We start from the raw sequence: 20,886 nt of genomic DNA on the forward strand, positions 1-20,886 counted from the left end.
TTTTTATGTGATTAAAGATTGCTCATTATTTCTTAGGAATATTTTCCAAGATAGCAACCATTTGTTCCCAGTAAAGAGCAACGGTATCAATTTTCACTTTCTCATCTGGAGAGTGAGGGAATTTGATCGTTGGACCAAATGAGATCATGTCCATGTTAGGGTAAGGTTCTTTAAATAGACCACACTCTAAACCAGCGTGAATAACCATTATGTTTGGTTTGTTGCCGTAGATGCTTTCATATACATCACGGAAAACATGCATGATTTCAGAATCAGCATCAGGCTTCCAACCAGGATAAGTACCAGAGAATGTTACCTGTGCACCAGCTAGCTCTGCAACTGATGAAAGCATACCTTCAACCATACTGCGACCAGAGTCCATTAATGAACGGATAAGGCAAAGAATGGTAATGCTTTCTTCTTCTGTTGTAATAACACCAACATTTAAAGAGGTTTCAACCACGCCTTCAATGTCATCGCTCATACGGATAACGCCGTTTGGACACGCATTAAGAGTGGCAATGAAGCGTGCTTGAGTTTTTGATGTTAGTACATATTCAGCAGAAATATCTTCATTGAAGGTAACAATACCTGTTTCAACTCGGCCTAATTCTTCTTTTAACAGCTCTGTGTAAAACGTGAATAACTCAGCTAGCTTAGCTTCATTTTCAGTAGGAACTGCTACCGTTGCGAACGCTTCACGAGGAATGGCATTACGTAAGCTACCGCCACGGAATTCAACAAGGCGTAGCCCTAATTCAACAGCATGTCCTGCAAGGAAGCGACCTAGTAACTTGTTCGCATTACCACGACCAGTGTGAATATCACAACCAGAGTGACCGCCTTTTAGGCCTTTTAATGTGATTTGACGAGTAGTGTAGCCAGTAGGTAAGGTTTCACGTTCAATATCAAGTTTGATTGAACCATCCGCTCCACCAGCACAACCCATATAGATCTCTCCTTCTTGTTCAGAGTCGGTGTTAAGAAGAATATCACCTTCCAGCCAGCCAGCTTCTAAACCAAAAGCACCGGTCATGCCTGCTTCTTCATCGATAGTTAGTAATACTTCAAGAGGGCCGTGTTTGATCTCATTTGATGCTAAAACAGCAAGACAAGAAGCCATACCCATGCCGTTATCGGCACCTAATGTTGTGCCTTTTGCTGTAACCCATTCACCATCAATGTATGGTTGGATTGGATCTTTGGTAAAATCATGGTCAGTATCTTCGTTTTTCTGCGGAACCATGTCGATGTGAGCTTGAAGAACGACGCCTTTACGATCTTCCATTCCTGCTGTTGCTGGCTTTTTAATGAAGACATTACCAGTCGGATCACGACGAACCTCTAAACCTTCATTTGTTGCCCACTCAATAATATATTGAGCTAATGCTTCTTCATATTTAGAAGGATGGGGGATTGAACAAATTTTGTCGAAAAACTGCCACAGTGGTTGAGGGCTAAGTTGAGTGATCTCAGACACAAGGATCTCCTTTTGAAAGCTATATTTATTTAGAAATGCTCTATTAACGTGAGCAATTGATTATTTATTTAACTCAGTATACCCCTGAATTTAGCCAATTACTCTGTTTGATATCGTAATTACGTTATCAGACTTTATGAAAGCATAGCGAGGATGTATTTATTTTTAAATAGCAAACGATTACGTAATAAAGTTACAAAATAAGAGCGTTACTTGAGTGTTATTGATGATTTATGTGACGTCGATCATGTTTTTTGTTGTAATTTAATTTCACGGTGCTATAGTTAGCTTCTCTGCTGATGCAGTAGAGTGTAAATGCTCAAAGGATGAGTCCGATTTATCGCCTCCAAGGAACCGAGATCAATTTTATTGTTTTTAAATGTCAATTGATAAGGTGATGTTATGTCTTTTTTAAGTTCTTCAAGTTTCTGGAACCAACGCTCTGTTTACACAAGTCAATTTGTATACCCAGCTTGCTTTGGTTACTAATAAAACTTGGGTTTTATACGGTAATGTAGTACCCCTATAATTGGAATTCAATTTAGCCCATTTTGGGGTAACTTAATTCTCCGCCAGCCAAATCATTTGGGTGGCGTTTTTTTTATCTCAAATTTATTCCCCTCCTTACATATAAACTATCTTATTATTACTAACTCACTGATTATAATAGTGAAGATTTTCATTTGTAAATTAGCGTTTTAACTTTATTTACTATTTACACAGTAAATGGGTAACTATCGCTAGAAATTCCCATAATTCCTCTTTATAATCCTCAGCCAATCGATTACGCAAACGTTTAGATTGCATAAAATACGCTAGGGATGACTCAAATGCTTGAGAAACTATTTCAATTGAAAGAGAACGGTACTGATGTTCGTACTGAGATTATTGCTGGGTTAACCACCTTTTTAACGATGGCTTACATTATTTTTGTTAATCCGGCAATTTTAGCAGACGCTGGTATGGATAGAGGTGCAGTATTTGTTGCCACTTGTATTGCTGCTGCTATTGGCTGTTTTATTATGGGTTTTGTTGCTAACTACCCAATTGCTCAAGCTCCAGGTATGGGACTTAATGCATTCTTTACTTATACTGTAGTACTCGGTATGGGTCACACATGGCAAGTCGCACTCGCTGCGGTATTTATGTCGGGTGTTTTATTCATACTGTTAAGTTTGTTTAAAATTAGAGAGTTAATTATTAATTCAATCCCTCTTTCTTTACGAACTGGTATTTCTGCGGGTATTGGTTTATTCCTTGCTTTTATTGCCTTGAAAAATTCAGGTATTGTTGTCGATAATCCAGCAACACTTGTTTCAATGGGACACATTAATAGCTTTCCTGCGGCAATGGGAGCATTGGCTTTCTTTTTGACGATTGCGCTGGTTCATCGTGGTTATAAAGCGGCTGTTATGATCGCTATTTTAGCTGTGACGGCTATTTCATTGCTTTTCGGTGACGTTCAATATGCTGGTATTATTTCAATGCCACCAAGTATAGCGCCTACTTTTATGCAATTGGATTTTTCTAGTGCGTTTGAGCTGAGCATGCTAACGGTTGTTTTTGCTTTCTTATTTGTTGATTTATTTGATACAGCGGGAACGTTAGTTGGTGTTTCTCAAAAAGCAGGGATCATGGATAAAGATGGAAACATACCTCGCTTAAATAAGGCATTGTTGGCTGATTCAACAGCAACATCTGTTGGTGCTTTATTGGGTACATCAAATACAACGTCATTTATTGAAAGTGTTGCAGGTGTAGCTGCGGGTGGTCGTACTGGTTTAACTGCTGTTGTTGTTGGTCTTTTATTCCTTCTAGCACTGTTTTTCTCTCCACTCGCGGGTATGGTTCCTGCCTATGCTACTGCTGGTGCATTGTTTTACGTTGCCATTTTAATGATGTCTGGTCTTGTTAGTATCGATTGGCGAGATCTTACTGAAGCAGCCCCTGTTGTTGTGGTATGCTTACTTATGCCTTTAACCTTCTCTATTGCTGATGGTATCTCTTTGGGCTTTATCTCTTATGCGGCAATTAAGCTGTTAAGTGGTAAAGGTCGTGATGTTCATATCAGTGTTTGGGTTCTTGCTGCACTATTCACGCTGAAATTTATTTTTACGGCATAGTCGCTGATGGCTGTGTCACTTAGAGGTTTTGTCACTTATGGCTAATAAATTTGTAATTACTTGGGATAACATGCAGATGTACACTCGTCAGCTTGCTGAACAGTTACTTCCTGCGGAACAATGGAAAGGTATTTTGGCTGTGAGTCGTGGTGGACTTGTTCCTGCTGCAATCCTAGCTCGTGAACTAAATATTCGTTACGTTGATACAGTTTGTATCTCAAGCTACGATCATGATCATCAGCGTGATATGACGGTTGTTAAAGCAATGGAAGGTGATGGTGAAGGTTTTATCATCATTGATGACCTTGTTGATAGCGGCGATACTGCTGTTAAATTACGTGAAATGTACCCTAAAGGTAAATTAGTAACAGTATGTGCTAAACCTGCGGGCATTCACCTAGTTGATGCATACGTTGTTGATATCCCACAAGATACGTGGATTGAGCAACCATGGGATATGGCGGTAACATACGTAGATCCTATTTGTAAAAAGTAATCGAAATCAAATTGATAAAAAATGACTCTCTTGTAGGGTCATTTTTTTTGCCCTGTCTTTAATTTTATCGCGAACTTCGTATTTCTCATCTTTCTTTCAGTATATAGTAAAGGCAATGAACCTTTGTATTATTGGTGTTTGTATGACTCAACCTGAAAGTGAAAACCTCTCTGTAACCCTATTTAAAACTCAGAAGCAAGCTTTAGAAACATCCGGCTTGATCCCTTATCTTCCAAGTAGTTTAGAGCAGGTTTCAGTAAAGACTGAGCGCCGTTGGTATCGTGAACTTCGTCGTCCTCAATGGATTTGGCAAGGTGTTGAGCCGATAGAGCTAGAGTCTATTTTGTCACGTATAGCGAGCAGTGATAAAAATAGAACTCGCGATGAATGGTTGGATACAGTTAGTGGTTATCACGCTGGCAATTGGGCTTATGAGTGGATTCATGCAGGAATGAAGCATCAGAAGAATGCGTCTGAATTGCAAGGTGATGCAGCCGCAGAAGCCTGTTTTAAAGCTAGTTTGTATTTTAGCATCGCAGGCTATCCACATATAAAAGGCGATAATTTAGCAACACAATCTCAGGTATTGGCAAATCAAGCTTATGATATGGCTGCAAAGCAAAGTTCTCATCGAATAGAGAAGATCCAAGTGCCTTATAAAGGAAAAAAAATCACTTGTTATTTGCATTTGCCAAGTACAGAAAAACCATTACCTGTTGTTATTGTCAGTGGTGGTTTGGATTCATTACAAACGGATATGTGGCGTTTATATCGTGATTTTCTTGCTCCTAATAATATAGCAATGTTAACACTTGATATGCCATCGGTTGGTCATAGTTCTTATTGGCCTTTGAGTGAGGATTCGAGTTGTTTACACCAAGCGGTATTGAATCATTTACCTAATATTCCGTGGGTTGATCGTTTTCATGCGGCAGTGATGGGATTTCGATTTGGTGGTAATGTTGCATTAAGGCTCTCTTTTTTAGAACCAGATAGATTAAAAGCGTGTGTAGCTCTTGGTGCTCCAATTCATCATATTTTATCGAACTCTGCGCAATTGAGGAAGATGCCTAAAATGTATTTAGATGTACTGGCTTCTCGTTTAGGGAAACAAGTTGTTGATATCAATAGCTTAACCAGTCAAATGCAGGCATGGTCTTTGAAGAATCAAGGCTTTCTTTCTGGTGGTAGAAAAACATCAGTATCGGTTCTTTCGATTGGCTTACAAGGAGACCCCGTATCTCCTAAGTCAGATAATAAATTAGCAGCCTTATTTAGTCAGTACGGAAAAGGCGTTGAGCTAAAAAGTAAAACTTTGCATAGTGGCTATGAAGAAGCATTAAATCAGATGATTGAGTGGATAAAAGAAGAAATGAAGCAATAATCTGACTATTTATCTCTCTCATTAAAGTGAAATATCATTAAATCGTATTTTTGGCTTGTACTGTTCTGATTTGCTTGCTAAAAATAGGGTGTTTTTTCCATTATTGTTGCGATAACTATATTTCGTAACTCAAAACATTATTAGTTAAATAGGTAGTAGGGAATTGAATACACAATCTCAAACCATAGTCGTTAAACTTGGTACAAGTGTACTCACCGGTGGCACATTAAAGCTTGATAGAGCGCACATGGTTGAACTTGTTCGCCAATGTGTCCATCTGAAAAAGTTAGGCCACCAAGTTATTGTTGTTACATCTGGTGCGATTGCTGCCGGTCGTGAGCATCTTAACTACCCCGAACTACCCAAAACCATGGCCAACAAGCAGTTACTTGCTGCTGTTGGTCAAAGTTGCTTAATTCAAGCATGGCAGAGTTTGTTTGCTATTTATGGTGTTAACGTCGGCCAAATGTTATTAACTCGAGCGGATTTAGATGATCGTGAACGTTATCTAAATGCCCGTGACATGCTGCAAGCTTTATTAAAAAATGGCATTGTTCCTATTGTTAATGAGAACGACGCAGTCGCAACGAATGAAATTAAGGTGGGTGATAACGATAATTTATCCGCTTTAGTGGGGATTCTTGCTGGTGCTGATAAATTGTTGTTGTTAACTGATCAGTCTGGTCTATTTACCGCAGATCCACGTAAAGATCCAAAAGCTGAATTGATTAAAGAAGTTCATACCATCGATGAAACATTACGTAAGATTGCCGGTGGTAGTGGTACGACTTTAGGTACTGGTGGTATGGCGACTAAATTGCAGGCAGCAGATATTGCGCGCCGTGCAGGTATTGAAGTGGTTATTGCAGCAGGCAGCGCAGAGAATGTCATTAGTGATGTGGTGGATTCTAAACCACAGGGTACTAAATTCTTACCGGTTGAATGTGCGTTAGAGAGCCGTAAACGTTGGATTTTAGCCGGTCCTGCTTCTAATGGTACGATTGTGATTGATGACGGCGCAGTCAATGCAGTACAGCAAAAAGGCAGTAGCCTATTGAGTAAAGGGATCACCTCTATTTCGGGCTCTTTTATTCGTGGTGGCGTTGCTAAGATTGTAAATACTAAAGGTGAGTTAGTTGCTCGCGGTATTTCTCGTTACTCAAGTGACGATTTAAATAAGATTTTAGGTAAACACAGCCAGGATATTTACGCAGTATTAGGTTATGAATATGGACCTGTAGCTATCCACCGTGATGATTTAGTACTGATTTAGTAAAGGGATATAGTGTGAATTTAACGAGTATGGGTCAGGCAGCAAAAGCCGCTGCTTTTGATTTAGCGGTTGTACCAACAGCCCAGAAGAACAAAGCATTGGCGATTATTGCTGATGAACTTGAAGCGAACAAAGAGGCGATTCTTGCTGCTAATGCAAAAGACATTAGTGCAGCGGTAGAAGCGGGCATTTCAGATGCAATGCAAGATCGTTTATTACTAACAGAAGATCGTTTAGTTGCTATTGCTAATGACGTTCGTAATGTGATCAACTTAAATGATCCTGTTGGCAGTGAAATTGACAGCAAAATGCTTGAAAACGGTATGTCGCTTTCTCGTCGTCGTGTACCAATTGGTGTGATTGGTGTGATTTACGAAGCGCGTCCAAATGTAACCATTGATATAGCTTCATTATGTTTAAAAACCGGTAACGCAAGTATTCTACGTGGTGGTAAAGAGACGTTCTTCTCTAACATGGAGTTAGTAAAGGTTATTCAAGTAGCACTTGAAAAAGCAGGTTTACCAGCTGCGTCAGTGCAATACATTGAGAAACCAGATCGTGAATTAGTTTCTGAACTACTGCGTCTTGATGATTATGTAGATATGATTATTCCGCGTGGTGGTGCCGGTCTTCACAAAATGTGTAAAGAAAATAGCTCAATTCCTGTGATTATCGGTGGTTTTGGTATTAGTCATGCCTTTGTTGATGACAGTGCTGATTTAGAAAGAGCCTTGTTGGTTGTTGATAACTCAAAAGCACAACGCCCATCTGCATGTAATGCGCTTGATACACTGTTAGTTCATGAGGCAGTGGCTCCACAATTCTTAGCATTATTAGCGAATAAAATGGCAGATCGTGTTGAATTGGTTGCTGAACCAAAAGCTTATTCGTTACTAAAAGAGTTTAAAAACGTGTCATTACGTGAAGCACAAGACGGTGATTTTGATACTGAATGGCTAAGTTACACATTAGGTGTGAAAGTGGTGTCTGATGTAAATGAAGCAGCGGCTCATATGCAAACACATAATGCGAGTCATTCTGATACTATTTTAACAAATAATATTGAATCTGCTGAAAAGTTCATTAATACCGCAGGTTCAGCAGCCGTGTATGTGAATGCATCAACACGCTTCACTGATGGGGCTCAGTTTGGTTTAGGCGCTGAAGTAGCAGTATCTACCCAGAAGCTTCATGCTCGTGGTCCAATGGGCTTAGAAGAGCTAACAAGCTACAAATGGGTAGGTAAAGCGGATTATCTAATCCGTAGTTAATCGCTCTTGAATAAGCTTCTAGCAAATAAATAAAAAGGTTGACGCAAAAACGTCAACCTTTTTTCATTTCTGAATTCTGAATTCTGAATTCTGAATTCTGAACTATTTAACTTCTTCGCCTTTCGCTTGAAGATCAGCATGGTAAGAAGAGCGGACAAATGGACCACAGGCAGCATGAGTAAACCCAAGCTCAAGAGCGATCTCTTTTAGTTCATCAAACTCAGCCGGTGGAACGTAACGTTCAACAGGTAAGTGGTGGCGACTTGGTGCTAAGTATTGACCCAGCGTTAACATCGTTACACCATGAGATCGTAAGTCTTTTAGTACTTGAACAATCTCTTCTTTCGTCTCACCTAGACCCATCATCACACCAGATTTTGTTGGTACTGTTGGATGTTGCTCTTTGAATTTCTTCAATAGGTCCAGTGACCACTGGTAATTTGCACCAGGTCGAACTTTACGATATAAGCGAGGAGCCGTTTCTAAGTTGTGGTTAAATACGTCTGGTGGATTGCTGTGCATCGCATCTAATGCACGATCCATACGTCCACGGAAATCAGGTACTAGCGTTTCAATACGGATTTCTGGGTTTAATTCACGAATTTCACGGTTACAATCAGCAAAATGTTGTGCACCACCATCGCGTAAATCATCGCGGTCTACTGACGTGATTACCACATATTTCAATTTCATGTCTTGAATTGTTTTTGCCAATTTCTTTGGCTCTTCTGCTTCAGGTGTGACTGGACGACCATGAGCAACATCACAGAAAGGACAGCGACGAGTACAAATTGCACCTAAGATCATAAAGGTAGCAGTACCGTGGTTAAAACATTCTGCTAGGTTAGGGCAAGAAGCTTCTTCGCATACAGAGTGAAGATTATTTTTACGCATTGCAGATTTAATCTCATCAATACGCTTACTGCTTGATGGAAGTTTAATCTTCATCCATTCAGGCTTACGTAATACTTCTTTTTTCTCTGTTGGCATGTTTTTAACTGGAATTAATGCCATTTTATCGGCATCGCGGTATTTAACGCCTTTTTCCATTTGAATTGGCTTACTCATGATGGCTGCTTTCCGTTATGTACTCAATATCAGTGTAATCAAGTAATGTTGTTAATTCTTTAATAAGTAAAGGGTGAACATCTTCAACGTGTTCTGCTTTGTTCTCTACCGTATCATTTTCTTTAATTAAATCGTGCAGTTGTATCATTTCCATTCCAGCATAACCACAAGGGTTAATTCTTAGGAAAGGAGATAAATCCATGTTTACGTTTAGTGCCAGTCCGTGGAATGAACATCCTTTACGGATACGCAAACCAAGAGAGCATATTTTTTTATTATCAACATACACACCCGGAGCATCAGGTCTTGCTGCTGATTCAATAGTAAACTGACTTAATGTGTTGATTACCGTGTTTTCAATATGTGTGACTAATTCACGGACACCTATTTTCTTTCTGCGTAAGTTAATCAAAACATAAGCGACGAGTTGACCAGGTCCATGGTAGGTTACTTGCCCGCCACGATCACTTTTTACGACAGGGATATCTCCAGCAGCCAGAACATGTTCTTCTTTACCTGCTTGTCCTTGAGTGAATACTGGATTGTGCTCAACTAACCATACTTCATCACACGAGTTTTCATCACGTTCATCAGTAAAGGTATGCATCGCTTTCCATACCGGCTCATAATCTTGTCGGCCAAGGTTTTTAACTACTAGACGCTTGTTCAATAGGGTCACACTTGATTTGAAAATTTGGCTAATGATAGCAAGGATAGAAAGGAAGGAATAGATAAGAAATGTAGGGGTATATCAAAATTTAAAAATGGCAGGTAATATTTTCTACTAAATAGTACGCTTATTACCTACCAAATATATTAAAGAACCATACGAACCATTTCGATGTCAGCAAGTTCTTTATACAGTATTTCTACTTGTTCAATCGATGTCGCTGTAATACTTACAGATACAGAGTTGTAGTTACCTTTGCCGCTTGCTTTTACGTGTGGCGTGTAATCACCTGGAGCATGACGTTGAATAACTTCAAGTACAAGGACAGGAAGGTCTTCATGAGCAAGGCCAACGGCTTTATAGGTAAATTTACATGGGAATTCAAGAAGATCTTTTAGCTTTGGTTGCTCTTGCATAACCGTCTCCAATCGAGAGTGGATAAATATTAGAAAGTAATTTTACTGTGACCTAAGTCAGATAACAAGGGAAATAAAAAAGGCGACCGAGGTCGCCTTTAATCAATTGCTTAGCTAGTTATTAGCTTAACCAACCTTTAAACATTAATACGATATAATCGATTAGACGGCTAAATATGCCACCTTCTTCTACATTATTTAGAGCAAGTAGTGGGTATTCTGCAATATCCTCACCATCAACTTGGTAGAAAAGCTTACCAACAACATCACCTTTATAAATAGGTGCTTCTAGCGTTTTTTCTAGAACAAAGCTTGCTGTCATTTTCTTCGCTTGACCACGAGGTAAAGTAACATAAGTGTCTTCTGCAACGCCTAGTGCAACTTCATCAGTGCTACCCATCCATACTTTTTCAGTAACGAAGGTCTCATCTGCTTTATGTGGAGACACTGTTTCAAAGAAGCGGAAACCGTAGTTTAGAAGTTTCTTACTTTCAGCTTTACGGGCATTACCTGATTTTGTACCCATAACAACCGCAACAAGGCGCATTTTGCCTTCAGTCGCTGAACTTACTAGGTTATAACCCGCACCATCAGTGTGGCCTGTTTTGATGCCATCAACATTCATGCTTTTATCCCACAGTAAACCATTACGGTTATATTGCGTGATACCATTATATGTATATGATTTTTGAGAATAAACGCGATATTCTTCTGGTACATCACGGATCAATGCTTGACCAATAAGAGCCATGTCGTAAGGCGTAGAATATAGGTCCTTAGTATCTAGGCCGTGAACATTACCAAAATGAGTGTTCTCTAATTTTAATGTTCTGCCCCAAGCATTCATTAAATCAACAAAGGCATCTTCTGAGCCAGCAACATGCTCTGCCATAGCAACACAAGCATCGTTACCTGATTGCACAATAATGCCTTGATTTAGTTCGCGTACTTTAATCGTACTGCCAACTTCAATAAACATTTTTGAAGAACCTGGGAAATTCTTTGCCCATGCATTTTTACTGATAACTACATCGTCATCCATTGAGATGTTGCCACTCTCAATTTCTTGACCGATAACATAACTTGTCATCATTTTAGTTAAACTTGCTGGATTCATTCGTACATTCATGTTCTTTTCTGCAAGAACTTTTCCTGAATGATAATCCATTAGTACGTAACCCTTTGCTGCAATTTGAGGTGCATTCGGGATAACGGCTGGTGCAGCAACTGCAACGGTTGAGCCAAGAATTAAGCTCGATAAAATGATTCGTTTTAACTGTTTTGCTGAATTTTTCATAATAATAACTTTGCACTGTGAGGTAGTGAAAACTGAATACATAATAGCAGATTTGAATATCATGACCAGATGTGTAATTAAATAACTGATTTTCTATGAAAAGACAGCTAATAAAAATGTATAGGTGTACGGTTTAATTAAAGGGTATCTTATTGTTATATAAAGACAATGCTAATTTTAACTAGTTCAATTAATGTTGCCTTTCTAAAATTAGCATGATATCCAGTTACAATATTTACATAATGTTGACATTCAAGAGAGTTATTTTTTAAGTTCTTGAATTATAAATGCTGAGATGTAGCTGTTATTCTTCACTTCTAATAGCGTAGCGTCTGCGATATCACGATCTAAAAATGGCCCTAAACGTACACGATAAACAGTGTTTGATTTAATAATATTTGTCGGACTATTGAATTTTTTTTGTAGTTTTTCAGCCGCCTTGGTTGCGCCATGGCCACTTTTTAATGCCACCATTTGAATGTAATACTGGTTTGGATCTATAGCATGCCATTCATGGGCATTTTTAGGTTTATCAATTGAGATATATTCAATTTTAACATTTGCAGTGCCGGTTTTGATTACGTCTAGCTTTGTTGCTGCGGCAAAACTTAAATCAATAATACGTCCCTCATGGAAAGGACCTCGATCATTTACTCTTACTATTGCTGTTTTACCATTGTCTTTATTGGTGACTTTTACATAGCTTGGAATAGGTAATGTTTTGTGTGCAGCACTCATTGAGTACATGTCATACACTTCACCATTTGATGTTTTATGACCGTGAAATTTCTTACCATACCAAGAGCTTTTACCTTCTTGGGTAAAGTTTTTTGGTTCTTTGACAATAGGGTAGTCTTTGCCTAATAGCGTATAATCTTTATTACCATATAGGCTTTTTGGTTCATATCGTGGGTGAGAATCTTCAATATGCTTAACTGAAATTGGCATATCAGGTGCGATATCATTATTGATTTGATAGCGACCTGCATTTGGTTCATCTGTTGAGTTTTTTGGTGGTTCAGATGCACAACCTGTTAATACAAGAGAAATAAGAAGTAAAATAATACGCATTAATTGGCCTTAGAATGAACTTTTTTGTGTGTGTGAATTGACATAAGAATACCGAAACCAGCCATTAGAGTGACCATAGATGTACCGCCATAACTAACTAATGGAAGTGGAACGCCTACAACGGGTAAAATGCCACTTACCATGCCTATATTTACAAAAATATAGACAAAGAAACTTAGAATGACACTGCCTCCCATCATGCGACCAAAAGCGGTTTGTGCTTGGCTTGCTAAAAATAAACCACGGCCAATAATAAATAGGTAAATTGAGAGCAGTGCCATCACTCCAATTAAGCCCCATTCTTCGGCAATAACAGCAAAGATGAAATCCGTATGGCGCTCAGGAATAAACTCTAATTGAGATTGTGTGCCGTGTAACCAACCTTTACCCACTAAGCCACCAGAGCCAATAGCGATTTTTGATTGAATAATATGGTACCCAGCACCAAGTGGATCTGATTCCGGATTAAATAATGTTTGTACCCTTACCTTTTGGTAAGAGCGCATTAAGAAAAACCATAAAATAGGGATAAATCCTCCAACAGCGACGGTTGCAGCACAGATTATTCTCCAACTTATCCCTGCTAAAAAAATAACAAAAATACCAGACGCTGCGATTAATATAGAGGTGCCAAGATCGGGCTGTTTAGCAATCATTATGGTTGGAATAAATACCATAAGTAGAGCAAAAAAAAGAGTTTTGATGCTCGGTGGTAGTGGCTTATTGCTAATATAGCGCGCAACCATTAACGGTACCGCTAGTTTTATTAATTCAGAGGGTTGAAAGCGAATAAATCCAAGATTAAGCCAGCGCTGAGCCCCTTTCGATGCTTCACCAAAAAAGAGAACGCCCAATAATAAAACTATACCAATAGTAAATAAGTAGGGGGCTGCGACTTCATAAGCTCTAGGTGATATTTGAGCTAACACAAACATGACACTTAATGAGAGAAGCATACGCATGGCTTGTTTATCCATCATCAATAAGCTTTGACCACTGGCACTGTACATAATGACAAGAGCACAAGCCATTAATAATAAAATACCTAATAATAGTGGTAAGTCGATGTGGATACGGTGGAAAAAATCTCTATTTTTCCCCGATGCGATATCTACTCTCATTATTTTGTCGTTACCTCTTCTGGATTCGTGAGCAGTACATGGTCAAATACACTACGCGCAACGGGCCCACCTTGAGTCGAACCACCGCCTGCATTTTCAAGAACAAGTGAAATAATAACTTTTGGATCTTTTGCTGGAGCAAAACCAGTAAATAACGCGTGGTCACGTAAGCGTTCATCAATCTCATCTGCATTATACTCTTGGCCCTTTAGACCAAAGACTTGAGATGAACCAGACTTACCTGCACTGACATAAGGAGTACCAGCAAAAATGCGCCTTGCTGTGCCTTTAGAGCCATTGTTTACTAAGATCATGCCATCTACTGCTAATTGCCAATAGCTGTCTCTAATCCCTTTTATTGGCGGATATGGTTCTGGTTCAAATGGCGCCTCTGCATTATTACTAATAATTGCTTTTAGTAAATGAGGCGCTTGTACCTTTCCGTGATTAACCAAAACCGATGTTGCTTTAGCTATCTGCATTGGCGTTGCAGTCCAGTAGCCTTGACCAATACCAACCGGAATTGTATCTCCTTGATACCAAGGTGTACGGAAACGAGCAACTTTCCAATCTCGGGTTGGCATATTAGCTTTACTTTCTTCATGAATATCAATGCCAGTATAGTCACCGAAACCGAATTTCATCATCCAGGCTGATAAGCGGTCAATCCCCATATCAAAAGAGATTTGGTAGAAGAAAGTATCAACAGATTCTTCGATGGCTTGTTTTAAATTAACAGTACCATGGCCCCAACGTTTCCAATCGCGGAATGGTCGGGTTTTTGAATTAGGAATACGCCAATAGCCAGGATCATTACGGGTAGTAAACGGCGTGACTATTTTCTCTTCTAGTGCTGATACTGCAATAAAAGGTTTTACTGTTGATGCTGGTGGGTATATACCAAGTGTTGTTCGGTTAACCAGTGGGCGATCAGGGTCATTTAATAAGGCGTTGTAGTTTTTACTTGAAATACCATGTACAAATAGATTTGGATCGTAACTTGGGCTAGAGACCATGGCTAATACTGCGCTTGTCTTTGGCTCTAAAACAATCGCAGCGCCACGTCGGCCATCAAGTTGTTTTTCAACAAACTGCTGTAATTCGATATCAAGGTTTAATACGATGTCTTTGCCTGGGATTGGTGGTACGTATTTAAGCGTTCGGACAACACGGCCACGACTGTTTACTTCGATTTCTTGATAGCCAGCGGTACCATGAAGAATATCTTCATAATAACGTTCAATACCTAATTTACCGATATCTCGGGTAGCTTGATAATTTGCGTCTTTTTCTTCTCGAGCTAAACGGGCTAAGTCACGGTCATTAATTTTAGCAACGTAACCAAGTACATGAGTAAATGTTTTGCCATAAGGATAAAAACGTTTTAGATAGGCCTTTACTTCAACGCCTGAGAACTTGTGCTGATTAACGGCAAAAACAGCAACTTGTTCTTGAGTTAATTGAGACAGAATAGGGACAGATTTAAAGCGGCGAGTACGACGACGATCTTTTTGGAAATCATCAATATTATCTTGAGTTATGGGTAAGATATTTTGAAGCTCACTCAGTAATAGAGGGACGTCTTTTACTTTATCTGGTGTAATTTCTAAATTAAAAACAGGACGATTTTCTGCAAGAGGCAAGTGATTACGATCGAAAATCAATCCTCGATTTGGGGCGATAGGTACAATTTTAATACGATTATCGTTTGAGCGTGTTTTGTAATCTTGAAATTCATTAATTTGGATATTGTATAGATTGGTCAGCAGTAGACCAATAAGTACAATGATCCCCGCAAACGAGACAATTGCTCGGGATGCAAATAGTCTCGTTTCGGCGTGGTAATCACGAATTTGTGTGCGTTTGCGCTTAATCAACTCTTATTCTCTGTGGTAAGGATGATTGGCAGTAATGCTCCATGCTCGATATAGGCTTTCTGCCATAACAACACGAACAAGAGGGTGAGGAAGCGTTAAAGGAGATAGAGACCAACTTTGTTCTGCCGCGGCTTTACAAGCTGGAGATAATCCTTCAGGACCACCAATCAATATAGATACGTCACGAGCATCTAATTTCCATACTTCTAATTGCTCTGCAAGCTGTTCTGTATTCCAAGGTTTACCTGGGATGTCTAAAGTGACAATACGGTTACCTTTTGGTACTGCTGCAAGCATTGCTTCCCCTTCTTTTTGAAGAATTCGTGCAATGTCTGCATTTTTCCCACGTTTACCTGCCGTGATCTCTATGAGTTCTAGAGGCATGTCTTTTGGGAAGCGACGACTATACTCTTTATAGCCTTCTTCAACCCATTTTGGCATTTTTGTACCAACAGCAATTAATTGAAGTTTCAAAAGGTTAGCTCCATAACTTTTCTAGTTGGTACAGCTCACGGTGTTCTGCTTGTAGGATATGAATCATGACGTCGCCCATATCAACAACAACCCATTCACCTTCTGCTTCGCCATCAACGCCGTATGGCATTAAACCAAGGTCTTTTACTTTATCTGAAACATTAGACGCAATAGAGCTAACGTGACGTTTTGATGTGCCAGTACATACAATCATAAAATCTGTGATGCTTGATTTATCACGAACATCAAGAGTGATGATGTTTTCAGCTTTCATATCATCAACGTGGTTGAATAGAAAATCATGCAGTTCTTTATCTTGCAAAGTAATCACCTAGAAATGGGTTATTTATAAGGAGTATATCAGTGATACTCGATTAATGAGATAAGTTGGGTGTCACTGAAATGTGAATATTACACATGTCTAATGTCAATTGACTAAGTTGTGGCCAACAATTGGTATCAAAATCTGTTTTTGTTGCGATTTCCATTCTCGCGAGAGAACGGATTAAGTGCTGTATTTGCACCATAGATAAACGCTGTAATGCCGCTTGATACAAAGAACGGCGATTTTGCCATACTTTATGGCGGTCAAAAACAGTAAACATAGCCTCACCTTGAGTGATAGCCTGTTGGAAGTTTTGTAATAAAAAGAGTTCTTTTTGCAGTGTTCTTAGAAGAATAACCATTTCTATACCTTCGCTCTCTAACTGACGAAGGATCCGTTGTGCTCGTTTTGCTTGGCCTGACAATAAGGTGTCAACCAATTGGAAAGGAGTGAAGTGGTTATTTCTATTTAACGCTTCTTCTATGCGAATTAAAGTCAGTAAACCATCAGGGTATAACAGGGCTAGCTTGTCTAAACTTTGAGCGAGAGCAAGTAAATTGCCTTCATGCCATTGAGCCAGCATTTGTATCGCTTCTGCGTCAGGTTTCAGTTTTAGTTTTTTACAACGCTGCTGAATAAACCGAGGCAGTTGTTGATTATCAGGCGTATTACAAGGAACAAATAACCCGATCTGCACTAATGCTTTAAACCATTGAGTGCTTTCTTGGCTTTTATTTACTCTTGGGCCTTGGAAAATTAATAAAATGTCATCATGGAGTGCAGGGACAAGCTCTTTGATTTTATTGGTATGTACTGTGGTAAGTCCAGTATCTGGAATAGTAAGCTCAAGTATTTGTCGAGATGAGAATAAACTTAATGCTTGAGTACAATCAAAGATCAATTCCCAATCAAGTTGTTTATCTAGGGTAAATTGATGTTTCTCTTCAAACCCTTGTGTGAATGCTGTTTGGCGAATAGCATCAAGACACTCTTGTTTTAAAAGAGGTTCGTTACCAAATAAAAGGTAGCTTTGACGTAAGCTACGTTCTAAATTTTGCCCTAGTTGTTCTGGAAATACTCTCATGATTATTGTTTGTTTTCAGTGGATGTTGCCATCGCTTCAACCACTTCTTTGGTGGTTACTTTAGTTTCTGTATCATCGGTATGCGCTGTTTTTTCAACCGTAATACCTACTGGGTTATCATCTGCTTTTAAACGCGCCATTTGACGTAAGATCTGCTCTGCGGCTTGACCTCGCATCTCATCTTCAATCATGTCACGTTCAACTGACTTAGCCAGTGCGGTGAGTGGGTTATCAAGATAATTACGGTTTACGGTTGTTGTGTAGGATTTGATGTCATGCTCAGGAATAAGTACGCTGTATCTTACTGTATACGTCAGCTCTTTTTCTGCCGCACGGCTGTTTTGATAAAGAGAAAGTGTTCTTTCACCCACGCTTTCACTGATTAGGTCTAAGCTAGGTGTCACCGTTGTTGGTGCGACTTGGCTGATCCCATTCATTCTAAGTTGTTTTTGTACATTGCGGGTTAAGTCACTGTACTGGTCAAAACTGGTGAGTGAAATTTCATGCAGCTCTTCAGGTAATAGATAATTACCACGCAGATGAAAGCCACACGCAGAGATCATAAGTGATAGGGTCAATACGATTGTTGTACGAAGAGAAAATAGAGATAAAAGTCGTTTCACCGAGTAACTCCCTCAAATGGTGATAAAAATGCTTATTTAATTATTCTATAGGTAATGCAGTGTATTGCATAAGATAAAACAGTTAAATAAGCATAAGCAGATAAACCGCTTATGCTTTAAACAGTAACTTAGTTAGCTACGATGTTTAAAAGTTTACCAGGAACATAGATAACTTTACGGATAGTTAGGCCATCTAGGAACTTAAGTGTATTTTCATCGTTAAGACCAAGTTCTTTCACTTGCTCTTCAGTTGCATCGGAAGCCACAACCAGTTTCGCACGCAATTTACCATTGATCATTACAACAATAGTTTTTTCGTCTTCAACCAGTGCTTTCTCATCGAATGTTGGCCATGCTGCGGTATCGATATTTGATTCACCTAACGCTTCCCACATTGCAAAACTTGCGTGTGGAGTCATTGGGTAAAGCATAACAACAACAGCTTTCAATGCCTCATCAAGAAGAGCGCGATCTTGTGCTGAATCTTGAGGTGCTTTGTTTAGCTTGTTCATTAATTCCATGATTGCAGCAATAGCAGTATTGAACGTTTGACGACGGCCAATATCATCACTTACTTTTGCAATGGTTTTATGAACATCGCGACGAAGCGCTTTTTGGTCACCAGAAAGAGCAGCAACATCTAGCGCTTCAGTTGCGCCTTTTGTCGTGTGATCGTGTACTAATTTCCAAACACGTTTTAGGAAGCGACTTGCGCCTTCAACGCCTGATTCTTGCCATTCTAGTGTCATGTCAGCAGGTGCTGCAAACATCATGAATAGACGAACCGTATCCGCACCAAATTTATCAACCATCTCTTGAGGGTCAATACCGTTGTTTTTAGACTTAGACATTTTGATCATGCCTGAGTGTTCAACATTACGGCCTTGGTTATCGACTGCTTTTTCTATGCGACCTTTTACGTCACGCTCAATAGTTACATCTGTTGGTGAGATCCACTCTTTGGTGCCTTTATCATTAGTGTGGTGGAATGCATCAGCAAGTACCATACCTTGACATAAAAGTTGTTTGAATGGTTCGTTTGACGTTACATAACCAGCATCACGTAGAAGCTTATGGAAGAAACGTGAGTAAAGAAGGTGCATACATGCATGTTCAATACCACCAACGTATTGGTCTACTGGTAACCAGTAGTTTGCTTTTTCTGGGTCTAGAATATCGTCAGCTTGTGGAGAACAGTAACGAGCGTAGTACCAAGATGATTCCATGAAGGTATCAAAGGTATCTGTTTCACGCAGTGCAGGTTCGCCATTGAATGTGGTTTTAGCCCATTCTTTGTCCGCTTTAATTGGGCTAGTTACGCCATCCATTACCACGTCTTCAGGAAGAATTACGGGTAGTTGGTCCGCTGGTACTGGGTGAACTTGACCGTCTTCAGTTGTTACCATTGGGATTGGAGCACCCCAGTAACGTTGACGAGAAACACCCCAGTCACGTAGACGGAAGTTTATTGTTTTTTTACCTTTACCTTCAGATTCTAATTTTGCCGCGATAGCATCAAAAGCGTCTTGAAAAGCAAGACCGTCGAATTCACCAGAATCAAACAGAACGCCTTTTTCTGTATACGCAGCTTCAGATACGTCAACATCAGAACCATCTTCAGGTTTGATTACTGGAATAATATCGATGCTGTATTTAGTTGCAAATTCATAATCACGTTGATCGTGAGCAGGAACTGCCATTACTGCACCTGTGCCGTAATCCATTAGAACGAAGTTTGCGACAAAAACAGGAACAACGCGACCGTTAAGAGGGTGAATAGCGGTTAAACCTGTATCCATCCCTTTCTTTTCCATTGTTGCTAATTCAGCTTCAGCCACTTTCGTGTTGCGACATTCTTCTGTGAAAGCGAATAACTCAGGGTTCGTTGCCGCCGCTTTTTCTGCAAGAGGGTGACCTGCTGCGATAGCAACGTAAGTAACACCCATTAGCGTATCTGGACGTGTGGTATATACTTCTAAAGGAGCTTCTTCGCCGTTAACGACAAAAGATAACTCTACGCCTTCAGAGCGACCAATCCAGTTACGTTGCATGGTTTTAACCATTTCTGGCCAACCATCAAGCGTATCTAGATCGTCAAGAAGCTCTTGTGCATATTCGGTAATTTTAATGAACCACTGTGGAATTTTCTTTTGTTCAACAGGGGTATCACAACGCCAACAACAACCGTCTTCAACTTGTTCGTTTGCAAGAACAGTTTGGTCATTTGGACACCAGTTTACAGAAGACGTTTTCTTGTAAACTAGGCCTTTGTTGTACAGCTTTGTGAAGAACTCTTGTTCCCAACGGTAGTATTCAGGCGTACACGTTGCGAATTCACGATTCCAATCGTAACCAAAACCTAATAGTTTAAGCTGGTTTTTCATGTATTCGATGTTTTCGTAAGTCCAAGGTGCTGGTGCTGTCTTATTTTTAACAGCCGCATTCTCAGCCGGAAGACCAAACGCATCCCAACCGATAGGTTGCATTACGTTTTTGCCTTGTAAGCGCTGATAACGAGAAACCACATCACCAATGGTGTAGTTACGAACGTGACCCATGTGTAGACGACCACTTGGGTATGGAAACATTGAGAGGCAATAGAATTTTTCTTTGCTTGCGTCTTCAGTTACAACAAATGTTTTGCTGTCGTCCCAATGTTTTTGGATCTTCTGTTCAAGATCCTGTGGATTATATTGTTCTTGCATCGATTTACCCAGTTATGTCAGTGGATCACAAAATTTGTGAGATCGGTTTGATCAGATAATACTTGATCAGCATAGAATAACTAATGGAGCGCTTATACTCAAGCGACCTGATAACCTTTAACTCACTC

The 20,886-nt window shown here is 39.6% G+C and carries 18 protein-coding genes; 5 read left to right on the forward strand and 13 right to left on the reverse strand.

Annotated features, from left to right (window positions below; translation table 11 throughout):
• Positions 1–25: 25 nt before the first annotated feature.
• Positions 26–1,480, reverse strand: a complete 1,455-nt coding sequence (locus Q1K78_RS03050) for an aminoacyl-histidine dipeptidase (protein ID WP_300174294.1) — start codon at positions 1,478–1,480, stop codon at positions 26–28.
• A gap of 830 nt (positions 1,481–2,310) precedes the next feature.
• On the opposite strand from Q1K78_RS03050, the gene Q1K78_RS03055 reads away from it, so the two are divergent.
• From Q1K78_RS03055 to Q1K78_RS03075, 5 genes are all read left to right on the forward strand, one after another.
• Positions 2,311–3,603, forward strand: a complete 1,293-nt coding sequence (locus Q1K78_RS03055) for an NCS2 family permease (RefSeq protein ID WP_300174296.1) — start codon at positions 2,311–2,313, stop codon at positions 3,601–3,603.
• Between the two features lie 37 nt (positions 3,604–3,640).
• Positions 3,641–4,099, forward strand: coding sequence for a xanthine phosphoribosyltransferase (gpt, locus tag Q1K78_RS03060; RefSeq protein WP_045101484.1), 459 nt, complete (start codon positions 3,641–3,643; stop codon positions 4,097–4,099).
• Between the two features lie 142 nt (positions 4,100–4,241).
• The gene (gene frsA, locus Q1K78_RS03065) at positions 4,242–5,483 is read left to right on the forward strand and encodes an esterase FrsA (RefSeq protein ID WP_300174302.1); all 1,242 of its coding nucleotides are present in this window, start codon (positions 4,242–4,244) and stop codon (positions 5,481–5,483) included.
• Positions 5,484–5,646: 163 nt separating this feature from the next.
• Positions 5,647–6,756 carry a glutamate 5-kinase gene (proB, locus tag Q1K78_RS03070; RefSeq protein ID WP_300174304.1) on the forward strand — a complete coding sequence of 370 codons (1,110 nt, stop codon included), beginning with the start codon at positions 5,647–5,649 and terminating at the stop codon, positions 6,754–6,756.
• Positions 6,757–6,770: 14 nt separating this feature from the next.
• Entirely contained in the window at positions 6,771–8,027 is a 1,257-nt protein-coding gene (locus Q1K78_RS03075; RefSeq protein ID WP_300174306.1) for a glutamate-5-semialdehyde dehydrogenase, read from the forward strand.
• A 102-nt stretch (positions 8,028–8,129) separates the two neighbouring features.
• Here the strand turns inward: Q1K78_RS03075 and lipA are convergent, their stop codons facing one another.
• From lipA to leuS, 12 genes are all read right to left on the reverse strand, one after another.
• Entirely contained in the window at positions 8,130–9,095 is a 966-nt protein-coding gene (lipA, locus tag Q1K78_RS03080) for a lipoyl synthase (RefSeq protein WP_300174308.1), read from the reverse strand.
• Complete coding sequence (lipB, locus tag Q1K78_RS03085; protein WP_035470463.1) at positions 9,088–9,765, reverse strand: lipoyl(octanoyl) transferase LipB; 678 nt, start codon at positions 9,763–9,765, stop codon at positions 9,088–9,090. Before lipB ends, lipA begins: the two co-directional genes overlap by 8 nt.
• A gap of 146 nt (positions 9,766–9,911) precedes the next feature.
• On the reverse strand, positions 9,912–10,181 hold the full coding sequence (gene ybeD / locus Q1K78_RS03090; protein ID WP_012549745.1) for a DUF493 family protein YbeD: 270 nt from the start codon (positions 10,179–10,181) through the stop codon (positions 9,912–9,914).
• A gap of 121 nt (positions 10,182–10,302) precedes the next feature.
• On the reverse strand, positions 10,303–11,478 hold the full coding sequence (locus Q1K78_RS03095; RefSeq protein WP_300174315.1) for a serine hydrolase: 1,176 nt from the start codon (positions 11,476–11,478) through the stop codon (positions 10,303–10,305).
• A gap of 261 nt (positions 11,479–11,739) precedes the next feature.
• Positions 11,740–12,549, reverse strand: coding sequence for a septal ring lytic transglycosylase RlpA family protein (locus Q1K78_RS03100; protein ID WP_300174317.1), 810 nt, complete (start codon positions 12,547–12,549; stop codon positions 11,740–11,742).
• Positions 12,549–13,670 (reverse strand): rod shape-determining protein RodA, encoded by a 1,122-nt coding sequence (gene rodA / locus Q1K78_RS03105; protein WP_300174319.1) that lies wholly within the window; start codon positions 13,668–13,670, stop codon positions 12,549–12,551. The genes Q1K78_RS03100 and rodA overlap by 1 nt, the downstream gene beginning before the upstream one ends.
• Positions 13,670–15,544, reverse strand: coding sequence for a penicillin-binding protein 2 (mrdA, locus tag Q1K78_RS03110; protein WP_300174360.1), 1,875 nt, complete (start codon positions 15,542–15,544; stop codon positions 13,670–13,672). Before mrdA ends, rodA begins: the two co-directional genes overlap by 1 nt.
• Positions 15,545–15,550: 6 nt before the next feature.
• Positions 15,551–16,021, reverse strand: coding sequence for a 23S rRNA (pseudouridine(1915)-N(3))-methyltransferase RlmH (rlmH, locus tag Q1K78_RS03115; RefSeq protein WP_023603633.1), 471 nt, complete (start codon positions 16,019–16,021; stop codon positions 15,551–15,553).
• A gap of 4 nt (positions 16,022–16,025) precedes the next feature.
• Positions 16,026–16,343, reverse strand: coding sequence for a ribosome silencing factor (rsfS, locus tag Q1K78_RS03120; RefSeq protein WP_300174323.1), 318 nt, complete (start codon positions 16,341–16,343; stop codon positions 16,026–16,028).
• A gap of 52 nt (positions 16,344–16,395) precedes the next feature.
• Positions 16,396–17,430 (reverse strand): DNA polymerase III subunit delta, encoded by a 1,035-nt coding sequence (gene holA / locus Q1K78_RS03125; protein WP_300174325.1) that lies wholly within the window; start codon positions 17,428–17,430, stop codon positions 16,396–16,398.
• A 2-nt stretch (positions 17,431–17,432) separates the two neighbouring features.
• On the reverse strand, positions 17,433–17,993 hold the full coding sequence (lptE, locus tag Q1K78_RS03130) for an LPS assembly lipoprotein LptE (protein ID WP_300174362.1): 561 nt from the start codon (positions 17,991–17,993) through the stop codon (positions 17,433–17,435).
• Positions 17,994–18,181: 188 nt separating this feature from the next.
• The gene (gene leuS, locus Q1K78_RS03135; RefSeq protein ID WP_300174327.1) at positions 18,182–20,758 is read right to left on the reverse strand and encodes a leucine--tRNA ligase; all 2,577 of its coding nucleotides are present in this window, start codon (positions 20,756–20,758) and stop codon (positions 18,182–18,184) included.
• Positions 20,759–20,886: the final 128 nt, after the last annotated feature.

The organism is uncultured Aliivibrio sp., from assembly GCF_946479765.1.
In the GTDB taxonomy this organism is placed as follows: Bacteria; Pseudomonadota; Gammaproteobacteria; order Enterobacterales; family Vibrionaceae; genus Aliivibrio.